Annotated in this window: 9 protein-coding genes; 7 read left to right on the forward strand and 2 right to left on the reverse strand. The window is 44.6% G+C overall.

The window, feature by feature from the left end; translation table 11 throughout:
• Positions 1–76: 76 nt before the first annotated feature.
• The 3 genes from AC0L6N_RS01645 (at position 77) to AC0L6N_RS01655 (ending at position 3,213) form a co-directional block, all read left to right on the forward strand.
• Positions 77–790: an AraC family transcriptional regulator gene (locus AC0L6N_RS01645; protein ID WP_473478261.1), complete on the forward strand. Its 714-nt coding sequence runs from the start codon at positions 77–79 to the stop codon at positions 788–790.
• Between the two features lie 102 nt (positions 791–892).
• Complete coding sequence (locus AC0L6N_RS01650; RefSeq protein WP_473478264.1) at positions 893–1,867, forward strand: DMT family transporter; 975 nt, start codon at positions 893–895, stop codon at positions 1,865–1,867.
• A gap of 527 nt (positions 1,868–2,394) precedes the next feature.
• The gene (locus tag AC0L6N_RS01655; RefSeq protein ID WP_473478266.1) at positions 2,395–3,213 is read left to right on the forward strand and encodes a PEP-CTERM sorting domain-containing protein; all 819 of its coding nucleotides are present in this window, start codon (positions 2,395–2,397) and stop codon (positions 3,211–3,213) included.
• A 106-nt stretch (positions 3,214–3,319) separates the two neighbouring features.
• Here the strand turns inward: AC0L6N_RS01655 and AC0L6N_RS01660 are convergent, their stop codons facing one another.
• Positions 3,320–5,257 carry a DNA topoisomerase III gene (locus AC0L6N_RS01660; RefSeq protein WP_473478269.1) on the reverse strand — a complete coding sequence of 646 codons (1,938 nt, stop codon included), beginning with the start codon at positions 5,255–5,257 and terminating at the stop codon, positions 3,320–3,322.
• Between the two features lie 247 nt (positions 5,258–5,504).
• On the opposite strand from AC0L6N_RS01660, the gene AC0L6N_RS01665 reads away from it, so the two are divergent.
• From AC0L6N_RS01665 to AC0L6N_RS01680, 4 genes are all read left to right on the forward strand, one after another.
• The gene (locus AC0L6N_RS01665) at positions 5,505–7,937 is read left to right on the forward strand and encodes an alkaline phosphatase D family protein (protein WP_473478271.1); all 2,433 of its coding nucleotides are present in this window, start codon (positions 5,505–5,507) and stop codon (positions 7,935–7,937) included.
• Between the two features lie 509 nt (positions 7,938–8,446).
• Positions 8,447–10,171 (forward strand): purine-cytosine permease family protein, encoded by a 1,725-nt coding sequence (locus tag AC0L6N_RS01670; RefSeq protein ID WP_011573667.1) that lies wholly within the window; start codon positions 8,447–8,449, stop codon positions 10,169–10,171.
• Positions 10,172–10,180: 9 nt separating this feature from the next.
• Complete coding sequence (locus AC0L6N_RS01675; RefSeq protein ID WP_473478274.1) at positions 10,181–11,683, forward strand: mannitol dehydrogenase family protein; 1,503 nt, start codon at positions 10,181–10,183, stop codon at positions 11,681–11,683.
• Positions 11,684–12,107: 424 nt separating this feature from the next.
• Complete coding sequence (locus tag AC0L6N_RS01680; protein WP_473478277.1) at positions 12,108–13,031, forward strand: hypothetical protein; 924 nt, start codon at positions 12,108–12,110, stop codon at positions 13,029–13,031.
• Between the two features lie 111 nt (positions 13,032–13,142).
• On the opposite strand, the gene yegD is transcribed toward AC0L6N_RS01680, so the two are convergent.
• On the reverse strand, positions 13,143–14,570 hold the full coding sequence (gene yegD / locus AC0L6N_RS01685) for a molecular chaperone (protein WP_473478278.1): 1,428 nt from the start codon (positions 14,568–14,570) through the stop codon (positions 13,143–13,145).
• Between the last annotated feature and the right edge of the window lie 116 nt (positions 14,571–14,686).

Genomic DNA, 14,686 nt, shown 5'->3' on the forward strand with positions numbered 1-14,686 from the left:
TATCAAAATGGCACGCTTTCAAACTCTAAGAAACTAACGTTATACTGTTTTTCCGTTTTTACGATGCATTGCCGTTATGAACAACAGCCTGAGTATCCGTGCTTACACCAAGCAACTTCAAAGCCATGTACACCACAACCACCATCAGCTGGTGCTGCCCGTGCAAGGCAGCATAGTGATTGATATGCTTAGCTACACAGGCAAAGTGACCGTGGGGGAATGTGTGGTTGTGCCTAGTGGCACAGAACATGGTTTCAAAGCGGATGAAGCTGCACGTTTTATGGTGGCCGACTTAGCCACATTACCCGCCCACTTACTTGAAAGTGGACTGGCTGTATTTTCTATTTCCCCGCCTTTGATGAGTTTTTTATTGTTTGTTGAAAAGCAATTACAGCATCAGATCGATAGCGGTATTGAGCATTCTATTCTCGATGTTTTTAGTATGTTGCTGAGTCAGCAACGGGCAATGCATACCCTTGATAAACAAATGCGTATAGTACAAGGCTGGATCAATGAACATCTTGAACAGCCTATGAGCATTGATACGCTATCCGCGCTGGCTTGCTTAAGCCCAACGCAATTCAAAAAGCGCTTTAAAGCCAGCTTTTCCATGAGTGCTCAGCAGTACATTACTGGGCTTCGAATGGAAAAGGCCAAAGCCTTGTTAGCGCATACTGACTTGCCAGTGCAGCTTGTGGCTGAAAAAGTGGGCTATGGCGACCTTTCGGCCTTTAGTCGGCGTTTCTCTGTGTACACTGGGTTATCGCCTCGGGCATTTGCACAAACCTAATAATCACGTCTTTTTAAACAAGCCTTGCGTCTTTTTGGCAAAGTAATCAGTTTGCCAATTGTTTATGCTTCTCTCACGATTTGCTCAACACGGAATAGGAAAATGTTGGCGATGCGCGGAGGCTTTACTCAATATCAATACGGAGTAATGGCTATTTTATTTGCTTCTGTGCTCTGGGGCACAACAGGCGTGGCAGCAAGCTTCGCACCCGGTATCAGCCCATTAGGGATAGGGGCTTTTGCGATGGGTGTGGGGGGAATGATGCTAGCTATATTAGCCCGTCGTAAACTAAAAGCTAATGTAGCCAACCTGTTGCAACAAAAAACACTACTGCTCTTGAGTGCATTGGCTTTGGCGATTTATCCATTGGCATTTTATAGTTCCATGCGCATGGCGGGTGTGGCGGTAGGTACGGTTGTTTCCATTGCTAGTGCGCCTTTATTTGCTGCCTTGTTGGAGTGTCTTTTTAGCAAAGCGTTTCATCTAACGAAGCGCTGGTTGATCAGTGTTCTGATTGGCTTGATTGGGATCGCGTTGCTTGCTTATGGCGAACCGCACGCGACTGAAATAGCGTTTAATGGAGCGTCAGAAGAGCAAGCTGCCCAGCAGAGGCAAGTATGGGGGATTGCATTAGGATTATTAGCCGGCCTAACGTATGCGTTTTACTCTTGGGCCGCGCGCACCATGATCGACAAGGGCGTGCATTCACAAGCTGCCATGGGAAGTATTTTTGGGTTAGGCGCTATGGTATTGTTACCGTCGTTATTCTTCACTGGGGATAACTTGTTTAGCTCTCCAGGTAATGCCCTTGTATCATTGTATATGGCGTTGATCCCCATGACGTTAGGCTATATCGCCTTTGGGTATGGCTTGCGCCATATTAAAGCGAGTAGCGCCTCGTTGCTTACCTTAATGGAGCCAGTGGTAGCAGCAATACTGGCCGTACTGATTGTCGGTGAGGTGATTTCACCGCTGGGCTGGTTTGGTATGTTATTGATTATGCTGTGCTTACTCATTCAAGCAACCGAGAAACAACCGGTCGCTACTGTTGCTATGAAGAGCAGTGCTACAGCTTGAGTCTGACGCGCTTACATCTAGTTCTGAATGGACTTTCTAGAATTAAATTTGAAATTTCATATATATGAAATTTCAAATTTGATGCAATACTGTTCACTGAAACTCACAGTGTCTTAACTGCAGTGAAAATATAACCAAAACGCCCATCAACCTATGTAATCAATTGTCAGAAGCAGGAAAGCCATCCCTATGGTGGTTATATGTCATAGCATCACATAAGGCTCGTCACGCCATATCAGGTAATCTTTTGAAAAGCATTTAATATGCAGTTGAGGTATCCAAGAAACGATAGTTTGGAATTTAATATTCCTAACTCTAGATTGGTCATAGTAAATAGCTTTATTTAATAAATACCTATAATAATCATTTATTTAACTTGTCGGACTTCTTTACACTACAAAATGGAGTTTTGTGTAAGCTGTTGATTTATAGTAATTTTATTTATTGGCTAGTTTATTGCTCAGGGCCGTCGCGTCAAATTATCCCGATGCACTTAAAAAGTACTTATAATTCATATGGAAGCAGTAATGAAATTGATATCTTTAAATAAAATATTCCTAGTTCTTGGTCTCACTTTATCTAGCGTTCATGCTAATGCCTCACTGATCGATGATGTGGATAACCTGAACGGTATTTATTTTACCGAAACGTTTGAGCCAAGTTCTGAGGTAAATTCTGAGGCAAGCACCGCGCTAAACTCTGAGCGAAGTAATATTGTGCAACGTCTTGACTCGCCAACTTTAGGGATAATTTGTGATGATACTATTCTTTCCCCAATACCTTGCGGTGGTGGTGATGATGGTGACATCGAACCTGATTATGCAGGTAAAGGGGTTGGAACATACACAGTGACCAATAATCTAGAGAACAGTACATTAGTGGGTTTTGGTATAACCAATGTGGACACCGTCGCATGGATTGATGAAGAACTTGATGCTTGGGTTGGAAATCAATACGTCAGCTACAATGCGATGACGATCGATGCCTCTAATTGGCAAACACAAAAATTATACGGTTATGAAGATGAAGTGAATACCGCTCAAGATTTGTACGGGGATATTGATGACTTCTTTGAGGACGGAGAAAATACGTTGAATTGGTATAGCTACTTTGATGGTGCATTAGAATATGGTCAAAGCTGGGGGGGATTCAAATTCTACGGCGATGGACCTCGCTCATATTTGTATGGGATATTAGACGTTGAAGGCTCAGCTACCGTTTTTGCCAATGGCATTACACCAACTAACGTAACCACAACTCCTGACGCAACCAACGTACCTGCTCCTGGCTCGTTAGCTTTGCTAGCGCTAGGTTTATTCGGCATCGCGTTACGTCGTCGTAAATAGTCATAATTCTGTGATTAACATTTGCGGATTGCTATTTTGCGGCATCTGCAAAACATAAGAAACCGCTAGCGTCACTATGCGCTAGCGGCTTTTATAGAGAAGCATACTAACTGGCCTTTTTCTTCTTACGCCACTTCTTTTTGTACGCAGGTTTGGTTGAGGCAAGGCCTGCGAACTGACTGGTATCGATGCGCTGACTGGCGTTAATTAACTCACCAATGGTGTGTGTCAGAGGTTGCATAAAATCTTGATAACGCATTTTACGTTGGGAAATTTTATCCAAATTGGCTTCCCATATAGCGGTCATATCGGGTTGGGTTGATTCGCTGGGCAGGGCATATATCAGCGCCTTGCCCGTGGGTGTGGCGTGTATTTCCTTGCCACTTTTTTGCATAAACTGTCGTTTAAACAATAAATCAATAATCGAGGCTCTGGTTGCCTCTGTGCCTAAACCGTCTGTGTCTTTAAGAATTTTCTTGATGTTAGCGTCCTGTACATAGCGGGCGATGCCTGTCATGGCGGCAAGTAAGGTCGCTTCGGTGAAGTGTTTAGGGGGCGAGGTTTGCTTTTCCACTAGCTGAGAGTCAACACAATCGAGCGCTTGGCCTTTCACCAAGGTGGGTAATGCAGGTTCGTTTTTTGTTTGGCTGTTCTCTGGTGTCGCTACGCCGTTTTGCTTGGTTAATACCAACCAGCCTTTATCTGTGGTGGCTTTTGCTTTAGCTACAAAGGTCCCCCCAGCGATCGTCACCACGGCTACTTGTTCTTGATACTTATGGGGGCCATAAAACTGCATAATGTACTGGGTGGCAATCAATTGATAAATTTTCGCCTCATCGTCACTTAAGCTTGATATGGCCTTGTTGCGGGAGGTGGGAATAATCGCATGGTGAGCATCTACTTTGCTATCGTTCCATGCTTTTGATTTTAATTTACTATTCGCATTATCCACGGCACTCTGCTGCTCTGGCGCATTGGCTTTAATGGCGCTTAATACTTTTGTCGCTTCGCTGAAATGCTCCATGGGTAAATAACGCGAATCAGAGCGGGGGTAGGTGATTAACTGGTGACGCTCGTACAAAGACTGGCACACAGTCAACACTGCCTTAGGTGACAAGTTAAAGCGTTTCGACGCATCAATTTGCAGCGCCGACAGGTTATAGGGCAGGGGGGGCGGACTTTGTTTATCCTTCACCGTATAAGACTCAACGACACCCGGTTGGCCCCGCGTTTTATTGACCACGGTTTCTGCGAGTTTCTTAACAATCACGCGACCTTCTTCATCCTGGTAAGGCTCGCAAGCTGCACTTGGCTGCCATTTTGCTGTGAACGTTTGGGCTGGTTGCTCGGTTTGAGTGGCGAGCGTCGCCATGACTTCATAGAAGGGTTTCGATTCAAACTGGGCTATTTCTGCATCCCGCCTGACCACTAAGCCCAGTACTGGGGTTTGTACTCTGCCGACCGACAGCACACCTGAGTAGCCGCCGCGCTGGCCGAGCAGAGTGTAAGCACGGGTTAAGTTAAGCCCATATAACCAATCCGCTCTTGAGCGTGCAAGGGCAGAAATAGACAAGCCAGTAAATTCACGATTGGGGCGAATATTAGTTAAGGATTTTTTAACTGCGTTTAGGTTTAAATCATTGATCAGTAAACGCCCAGCGTTATCGATAATATCGCGCTTAACTTTGCAGTAGGTGATGACTTCGTCCACTAAAAGCTGACCTTCACGGTCTGGATCTCCCGCGTTGACCACCTGAGATGCTGTTTTCAATAAACGTTTTATGACCGATAACTGTTTGCTGGTGCCTTTTTTGGGTACCAATATCCAATCTTGAGGCACGATAGGCAGGTGCTGCAAAGCCCATTTTGCATAAGCAGGGTCGTATTTATCAGGCTCAGCTTGTTCCAGCAAATGACCTATACACCAAGTGACGCAATCGCCATTTCCTAGCGTGATATAGCCATCATGCTTTTGTTGCTGACCGCTGAAGCCTTGCGCAATTGCACGGCCTAAACTGGGCTTCTCCGCTATATATAGGATCATTGAGATGGCGCTTAAGGTAATGTGACTGTATGTAAAGACAGTAGTGTAGCAATTAATTTTACTTGGGTGTAGCCAGAGCGATTTGTTTTTGAATGTTACCTTGCTTTTACAATGTTGGAATATCCCCTTTGGGGACAGAGCACGTGAGAGGGAAACCGTATTCATAAAAGTCAAAAAAGTAGTGGTTTTTTGTTTTCTACTTTGTATAATTAATGTTAACAATAAACAATTTTCAAAGTGGTCCCAGATGAAAAGTAGCAATGATAACTGTACGCAACCAGAAATTATGTCGCGCCGGGCGGCACTTAAATTCGTAGGAGCAGGGGTGGGAGCCGGAGTGCTTGCAGCCAGTGCAGGCTGTGCTCGCTCGTTGCAGAATCAAAAAGCGGATACCACACTAGCAAAATCAGCGGTAAATGCTGACGCTGAGCGCGTTACTCAAATGCAGGATAATTGGCAGCAAATCCATGATCGTGTTTGGCTCGGGGGCGAGTTTTGGGCTAACCCGATGGAAGATTGGCAAGTAAAAGAAGGTCATGCTCATTGCATTAACCCTGGTGGCAATCGCAGTGTTCATTCGCTAACGCATCAGTTAAAACATCAACAAGGTGACTTTGAAATACGTGTACGCTTACAAAATCTAGCGCCAAATGAAAACGACGGTGGTGGCGGTGTGCGCCTAGGCGCGCGCAGTGAGCTGAATGAATACCGCAGTAATTGTTTTGTGCGCGAAGGATATGATATTGGGGTGATTAAAAACACCTTAATTGTTGGCAGCGAGCGAATACCTCTGAAAATTGATATTGCTGATAAACCAGTGGATTTAATCATTTCGGGTAAGCCGCAAGTTGGCGCGATGTTACTCAATGTGGAGGTGCATCTAGCAGAAGATCAACGTTTGCTTGTGGGGCATTCATTGCTGGTATCAGCAGATGAAGTGCTCGGCAATGTAGCCCTTGTGAGTAATTTTGCGTTGCCAGCAACTGATTTTCAAACTGATGCCAAAGAGCATAATGGTAGCCGCTACCGTTTTAGTGACTGGCGTATGGCGGGGAGCGCATTCGAATACTTACCAGAGCAGCGCTTCGGCCCCATTTTGTGGACTATGTATACCTTGAGCGATTCCCAGAGCGAAAAGGGATTTGTGCTCAAACTCAGTGCCTTACTTGGGCCCCTAGGGGCAAAAGACAATCAGAGCGTAGAGCTTCAAGTTAAGCGCCGTGGTCAGTGGATTTCATTAGGGCATAGCCAGATTGATCCAGCTGCATCATTAGCGACCTTCACCCATGACAACTGGGACGAGAGCCAAAGCACAGAGTTTCGGGTGATATACAATCAATTACGCAAAGATGGCTCACACACCCCAGACATATACTCAGGGACCATTCAAGCAAATCCCAAAGACAGACCTTTACGTATGGCATCATTGACCTGCCAAAACGACTACGCATTTCCATATGCTCCAGTGGCTGAAAACCTACAAAAGCTTAACCCAGACTTAGTGTTTTTCTCTGGTGATCAGCTATACGAACATCACGGTGGTTTTGGTTATGTTAGGGCGCCAGCGCAGCGCGCAACACTGAATTATTTACGCATGTACTATCAATTTGGTTGGTCATTTAAAGAGGTGATGCGCGACCGTCCGACGGTATGTTTACCGGATGATCACGATGTACTACAAGGTAATTTATGGGGAGAGGGCGGTGCACCCATGCAACACATTGAACGGGACCCGTCTGCGAGCATTCTAGGGGGATACATTCAACCTATTTCTATGATTAACGTTGTGCACAAAACCAATACGTCACACCATCCTCAAGGATTTGATACAACGCCCAATCCAAGTGGTATTAGTAGCTACTATGGCAGCTTGATCTACGGTGATGTGGGATTTGCTATATTAGCTGACCGCCAATGGAAGAGTGCGCCTGAGGGAATTGGCGTTGTAGTGGGGGCAACGGGTCAAGATGAGGCGCCAGGTTATATAAACCCCGATTTTGATGGTCCGGACTTAGCCTTGTTAGGTCAACGTCAAGAGGCATATTTAAAGCAATGGGGACAAGATTGGCGAGGTCATAAACTTAAAGCGGTGCTTAGCCAAACGGTATTTGCAGGCATTGCAACCCATCAACCACGGCCTGACCGATATTTGAAGTACGATTTTGATAGCAGTGGTTGGCCAGCAACGGCAAGAAACAATGCCATCGATATTATGCGCGAGTCTGCAGCGCTGCATATATGTGGCGATACGCATTTAGGTACGCTGTCGCAATATGGTGTGCATAAACAGCGCGACAGTAATTGGGCATTTTGTAGCCCAGCGATTGCTGCAGGTTGGCCGCGCTGGTGGAAGCCCGATGCGGTAGGTTTCGATGTGATAAATCGCCCTGAGCATGGTTTAGCTAATACCGGCGAATATCTGGATGCCTTTGGCAATAAGATGTACGTTTACGCCGTCGCGAACCCGTTAGTGGGGAAATCGGCTAACCGGTATGTGCAAGCGCACGAAAAAGGCAGTGGCTTTGGTATGATCACGTTTGATATCGAAAAACAAACATATACCTTAGAAGCCTATAAATTCTTGATTGATGTAGCTGACAATAAAGTGTCAAACCAATATGACGGTTGGCCGGTAACGATTCACAAAGATGAAAACCGTGGAATGAATCAGCTGCGCTAAGCAAAATTGTCATCGTGTCTTTTGAAAAGGCACGACTCTTTTGCGTCTTCAATCGTTAACTTTTATTCACCTTTGCTATTTTTTGTTAGAACTTTTTGTACATAAATACATCATTTCCCAACTTTATTTATTTACAAAATGTTTACTTTATTGCTCATCCTGGTGCTATTCAACTCTGAATTACCACAGCCATCTTCATGAAAAATATAGTTATTTTCTTTACATGCGATCGATCTTTCGTGGCATTGGGATGTGCGTCGTTTAATAATTGTCCGATATTTAACTGTACTCACGTCATTAACAAAGAGTTGACAAGTGTTACTCGTTTTTGGGAATATGCCCTCCATTGGGGCATATGCCCAAATAAGATATCTTGTACTTGTTATTGCCTGAGTGCATTCGAGGCTTTTATTCGAATTTTATGACGCCTAGGCCTGAGTACTTATTAACGCTCTACTCGCTATTTGAGTTTCGCGTGGCATAAATTGACAGCAGGTTGGATAAACAATATGACGTCTCAAACGCATAACAGCAGTATCGGGAATATTAGCGAAGAACAGCTACCTATTCCCAAGCATAAATTAAAGGGTTGGACCCATTTTTTAGGTCTGTACGCTGGTGAGCATGTTGCCGCGACGGAATTCGTCTTCGGCGCAACGTTTGTGGCACTTGGCGCCACCATGACCGACATCTTACTAGGCTTGTTAATTGGTAATATTCTAGCGGTACTAAGCTGGACCTTCATTACTACGCCCATCGCGGTTGAAACTCGATTAAGCCTATACACTTACCTGCAAAAAATTGCCGGTGACTCAATGACTAAGCTCTACAATTGGGCGAATGTTATTATTTTTACTGTTATATCCGCTGCCATGATTACGGTCTCGGCGACGGCAGTGCGCTTCGCCTTTGATATTCCAGCTCAGCTCAATTGGTATCCCACCAATGCTTGGTTTGTGGCTATCGTCTTAGCGGTGGGGATTATCGTGGTGCTGGTGGCTATGTATGGCTTTACCGCAGTATCCAATTTCTCTGGCATTTGTGCGCCATGGTTGCTTGTCATGTTTGTGAGTGGCCCATTGATTTTGATGCCCGCTTTGGCAGACTCTGTTATTGGCCAAACCGGACTCAGTAGTTGGTCTGATTTCATGCACATAGGCAGTATCTCCGTTTGGACGGGCCTAGACGCCAACGGTGAGCCTGGTATTGGTTTGTTAGAAGTCATAGGCTTTTCTTGGGCTGCCAACACAATCACCCACTTCGGCTTGATTGATATGGCTATTTTACGCTACGCCCGCAAGCGCTCGTACGGTGTGTGCACCTCGGCCGGCATGTTATTTGGTCACTATATCGCGTGGATTTCTGCCGGTATCATGGGTGCAGGCACAGCGGTTATCGTGCAAAAATCGATTGTGGAATTAGACCCAGGTGACGTGGCATACCAAGCACTAGGTTTATCCGGTTTGGTGATTGTTATTGTTGCGGGGTGGACCACAGCGAACGCGAACCTGTATCGTGCGGGCTTGGCTGCTCAAGCCATTTTCAAAAACCATTCACGTACTAAAACGACCTTAACCGTAGGTCTGGTCACTGTATGTGTGGCATGTTTCCCTTTCGTGTTTACCAAGCTCTTGCCTTTATTAACCTATGCCGGTTTATTGGTGGTGCCAGTAGGTGCCATCGTATTTGCTGAGCACTTTATCTTCCCGCGTATTGGTTATACGCGTTACTGGGTGGCATATCGTCAGCTTACACATAGCAGACCAGCTGTTGTGGCTTGGGGCTTAGGTTTAGCGTTTGGTTTTGGCTTAAATGCGTTGGATGTTTTGTCTTTTTACTACCTGTTTATACCAACGTGGTTCTTCACCATCTTTGTATATACCGTGATGGCAAAACGTCATGGTGCGGCTGAAGCGTACCCAGAAGAGCAAGCACAAATGGAAGCATTCAACCAACGTGTTGAGCTTCATCAAGAAGAGCAGGCGCGAAACGAACCTGACCCTGTTATACATATATCAAAATTAACCCAGTCGCTACGTGTGATATCGATTGCCAGCTTAATTGTTACGTTTGCGTTGGCGTGTAACACCATGTTTTTCAGTGCCGACATTTCTGGCTACGAAGTGAACAGAGACATGTTTTTCAATGTCGGTTTTGCTTGCACACTTATTTACTTTTTCACCGCTTATTGGGCCATGCAGCGTAAAAAAATAGCTGTCGGCGCCAACGTTTAGGACATCATTATGACTATCGAAAACAGTATTGTATTAAATCAAGCAAATTTACCGTCATTGCCTAAGAGTGTTACCGTTCCAAATTACGACCGTAGCAAAGTGACATCAGGCATCGTGCATATTGGTGTTGGGGGCTTTCATCGTTCCCATGAAGCGTTCTATACAGATGAATATATGCAGCAAAGCGGTGATTTATCTTGGGGAATTTGCGGCGTTGGGTTGCGCGAAGGCGACCGTAAAATGCAGGCAATTCTTAAAGATCAGGATTACCTATATACCTTGATAGTAAGGCACCCAAATGGCCAAGTTGAAAATCGTGTGATTGGTTGTTTGACGGACTTTTTACTTAGCTGCGATGCACCGCAAAAAGTGGTGGATAAGATGGCCAGCGACGAAACCAAAATCGTGTCTTTGACCATCACCGAAGGGGGATACAACTTCAATCCCGTGACTGACGAGTTTGATTTCACCCACCCTGATGTGGTGCATGACTTAGCGAATCCTGGCTCGCCTCGATTAGTATTTGGTTATCTAGCGGCGGCGCTAAAAGCACGCAAAGACGCAGGCAAAAAACCATTTACAGTGCAATCTTGTGACAACATTCAGCACAACGGTAATATGACTCGCAAGATGCTTTTGGCTTACGTAGGGCAGTTTGACCAAGACTTGGCTGAATGGATTTCACAAAACGTGCATTTTCCAAACGCCATGGTTGACCGCATTACACCGGCTACCACCCCTGCTGATATGGCTTACTTGGCCGACGAAGTTGGCGTGAAAGACAACTGGCCTGTAGTGTGTGAACCTTTTATTCAGTGGATTATTGAAGATAAATTCAGCGATGCCCGCCCATTGTGGGAACAAGTCGGTGCGCAGTTTGTAACGGATGTGACCCCATATGAAAAAATGAAGATACGTCTTCTGAATGCGGGCCATTCAGTGCTAGGTATTCTTGGCTCGATTGAAGAGCAGGAAACGATTGATGGTGCAGTGCAAGAGCCTCTTTTTGCGCGCTATTTACGGTTATTTATGGACTCTGAAGTCACGCCTATTCTTGACCCAGTGGATGGCATTGACTTAACCGAATACAAGGATGTGTTGTTTGAACGTTTTGCTAACCCGAACATCAAGGATAACTTGTCGCGTATTTGCTTAGAAAGCTCGTCAAAAGTGTCTACCTTTTTGTTACCGACATTACTGCAAAATCTTGCGAGCGGCGGCGAAATTAAGTGCGCAACACTGGTGATTGCCGCTTGGTGCTACTACAGCGATAAACAGGTGAATAAAAACGGTAAAGCGCTGGATATTAACGACGTAATGTCAGCTGATTTGCATAAAGCAGCAGAGCAAACCGCCAATGATCCCTTAGCGTTTTTGCAGCTTGATAGTATTTTTGCTGAAGTGAAACAACAGCCTAGATTTGTAGCAGAATACCAGAAGCAAATTGAAGCACTTTACGCGCAAGGTGATATTAAGGCACAGATGCAAGCGGTGGTGAGCCAAGCTAGCTAAAGCATTCGCACTGTCACTTTAACGAATTAGGGGCTTATTGAGCCCCTAATTTATTGGTTAAAAGGATTTTTAAAACAGTGGCATATTAATAGCAGTTTAGCAGACAAGTTGTTTCAAAAGCCGTTTCCTCACTCGCTATCTAGCTATCTATCTATTTATATGTATTTTGAATCCGTAAGGTGCCCAAGGTGAGCTTAATGATAAAAAGTAAATCATCATATTTCATTGATTTTTATGGATAAGTTAATTTTAAGCTTTTATTGGCGAGCTCCTCACCCTAGCTTGGTAGACATTTCACTACAGTAAAAAATTGAATGCACGTCATCGCGGCTTGATTTCTTATTTCATTTCCTTTCTACTTCGCTTTCTTTGGTTAGTTTATTGCCCTTTAATTCAAGGGTAAAATAGAAAGGGAGTTTGCGTCATGTTCAACGTTGTTAGCAAAACTAGCATTTTAGTGTGTTTTTTTATCTTTATTATCAGTGTTTTCTCATGGGGAACGCAGGCTTCCGAGCATACTAAACTGACTGCTTGTCACGACTGCGAAGATTACCAATATAAACTGGCTGCAAAGCAGCAATTTTCTGAAAATCAAAGTGGGAATGTGTACATTATCGATTTCCCGTCTCAGAAGTACGTAAAGTATCGTGTCTATATTGATTGGGTCGATGTTGGTGAAAAACAGACTCCCGTACAAAAAACTAAATTATTATCACTAAGCGATGCAGAAAATGCAGCATTACAGGGTTTGTTCAGGTTAATTGAAGCATTAAAAAATGAAATGTCTGTCTCTAATGAAGACTATTCATTTAACGTTCAATCCAAAGCTTCTGCTAATCCAGAAGGCTTTATGAAACTAGGAACTATTGATATTCTTGACAGTATCTACGCAGAGAATACCTATGATTTTCTCAGAACATTTAAGACACGCAATGACCTATTTCAACTGCATTTAGAGGGAACCACGGACAAGTTTGTTTCGGTGATAAACGCTACTTTAAATACACTAGATCTCGCGTCATTTAGCCTAGAAACTATCAAATTGTACTACGTATTGACGTTTCCAGACGGGAGCGCTGTCAAAGTGTTTCCTAACCACATTTCTGAAGGCTATGATGCCATGCCTGATACAGCGAGAGATGCTGATAACAATACGATACCCCTTACCAAGCAAGAAGCAATCGGCAGTCGATTTATTTTTTCTAGCCCCGACAGGCAAGTGTTATTCAACAATTATGTGGGAGCTTGGTCTTTCAGAGTTGCAGAAGTAGTAAAAAGTTGTGCTACTGTCGCTACTATCTGTTCAGATGCTGGCGGCGAGATTGTATGTAGAACGAGTTGTTTGTAACCTTGTATAATACAAACTGAGTACTTTACGCTTCTTAAACGCGGATAGGCGATCGCCATCCGCGTTTTTATAATTGTTACTAGGGGTTCTTCACGCTAGCGGACACGAGTTTTATCTAGTGAATATACGTTGTGCATGGGTTGTCAGCCCTGAGGTAACACTGCCAAAATGATCACCAATCACAATGTCTAACTCAGGAAAGACCGAGTTTATCCATTGCTGCACCACAGGGGACATCGCCGTACCACCGGTGACGTAAAGCACGTCTGGCGTAGCACCCGCTTGGGTAATGGCCTCTTTCATTAAGCGCTCAAACTTACTTAGCTCATCGGCAATAGCATCGCTTAGCTGTGCGCGGCTAACAGGTATGTCCAAGCCAGCTTCAATATAATGCAGGGGCAACTGAATCTCTTGCTGATCAGATAGCAGGATTTTTGCTTTTTCTGCACTGCGACTAACACGTAAACCATATTTACCATCACGCAGGGCTTTCAAGCGATTCAATTTTGGGTTGGGGCTGATGCGGCAATACTCTTCAATATCTTTGCCCGTTAGGCGCCCGTTAAACTCTTGCTGAGCCGCTACATCGTTAACGCTCACCGCTTGTTTAAACAAATGGTTGGGCACGGGTAAGCCATTATTCAGTACCGTATTTTTACCAAATTCCGGCATCAGGGCCATCAGCGCCAGTTTATTGTCTAAATCGATACCCCCGATGCGTTTACCTGTGTGACTCAAAATACAATCTTGTCTGTCGATTAAGTGCACGTAACTTGGGCCGACCTTGATCATGGAGCAGTCCGTGGTACCCCCACCTAAATCTAGGATCAGCACCAGCTTGTCTTCGTTTAATTGGCGCTCATAATCATATGCGGCGGCCACAGGCTCCATCAAAAATTGCACGTCTTTAAAGCCAACTTTTGCCGCTGCGCTATCAATAATGCTCAGGGCTTGTTTGTTGCCGTCCTTACCGAGTAGCCCGTGAAAGTTAACCGGGCGACCAATCATGATTTGGCTGAACTCTTGTTGCTTAATGCATTCTGCTTCTTGCTTAATGAAGGCCAACATTTTTTCGACTATGGTGGTGAACACGGCTCTTTGCGTAGCGTTGATGTCTGCCCCTAAAAATGATTTGGGGGATTTAATATAAAAGCCACTTTCAGGGTGAGAGACATGGGTTAGCTCAGCCTCCTCCCCGAAAATAACGTCACCATTGGCTGCAAGTGCTTGCACTATGCTTTGTGCTCGCTGATCGTTAGCTGTGTTTAAGCGATGCGCTTTACGCAGCTGTTTGCGTGCAATATTCACCAGTTGCTCATGATTGAGTGAAGTAGATACTTGTGGATCTTCTTTTAAAGCAGAGATCTGCTTAGCAATCATGTCCGTAGTCAAATCGGCAGGTGTGCTATTGCTGTGTTCAATAAACAGCGATGAAGGTAAGCGAGATTTCCCATCTTCAAGGGGAATAAGTACTGGAGTATTGTTTTCGATAACGGCGATAGAACAGTTTGACGTGCCAAAGTCGAGGCCTGCGAACATTCAGGAGATCCTTTAGGAACTGAGATAATGTCCGACATTTTAATATAAAGCGTCGCCATAAATTGTTATTTAAATGTTGTTAGTAACGTGAGTGAGCAACGAATGAACAGTGAAGC

This window comes from Paraglaciecola sp. G1-13 (assembly GCF_055809255.1).

What these genes read in the sequence shown, in the direction of transcription:
- AC0L6N_RS01645 (WP_473478261.1), top strand. Translation starts at nt 77, where the DNA reads ATGAACAACAGCCTGAGTATCCGTGCTTACACCAAGCAACTTCAAAGC.
- AC0L6N_RS01650 (WP_473478264.1), top strand. Translation starts at nt 893, where the DNA reads ATGTTGGCGATGCGCGGAGGCTTTACTCAATATCAATACGGAGTAATG.
- AC0L6N_RS01655 (WP_473478266.1), top strand. Translation starts at nt 2,395, where the DNA reads ATGAAATTGATATCTTTAAATAAAATATTCCTAGTTCTTGGTCTCACT.
- AC0L6N_RS01660 (WP_473478269.1), bottom strand. Translation starts at nt 5,257, where the DNA reads ATGATCCTATATATAGCGGAGAAGCCCAGTTTAGGCCGTGCAATTGCG.
- AC0L6N_RS01665 (WP_473478271.1), top strand. Translation starts at nt 5,505, where the DNA reads ATGAAAAGTAGCAATGATAACTGTACGCAACCAGAAATTATGTCGCGC.
- AC0L6N_RS01670 (WP_011573667.1), top strand. Translation starts at nt 8,447, where the DNA reads ATGACGTCTCAAACGCATAACAGCAGTATCGGGAATATTAGCGAAGAA.
- AC0L6N_RS01675 (WP_473478274.1), top strand. Translation starts at nt 10,181, where the DNA reads ATGACTATCGAAAACAGTATTGTATTAAATCAAGCAAATTTACCGTCA.
- AC0L6N_RS01680 (WP_473478277.1), top strand. Translation starts at nt 12,108, where the DNA reads ATGTTCAACGTTGTTAGCAAAACTAGCATTTTAGTGTGTTTTTTTATC.
- yegD (WP_473478278.1), bottom strand. Translation starts at nt 14,570, where the DNA reads ATGTTCGCAGGCCTCGACTTTGGCACGTCAAACTGTTCTATCGCCGTT.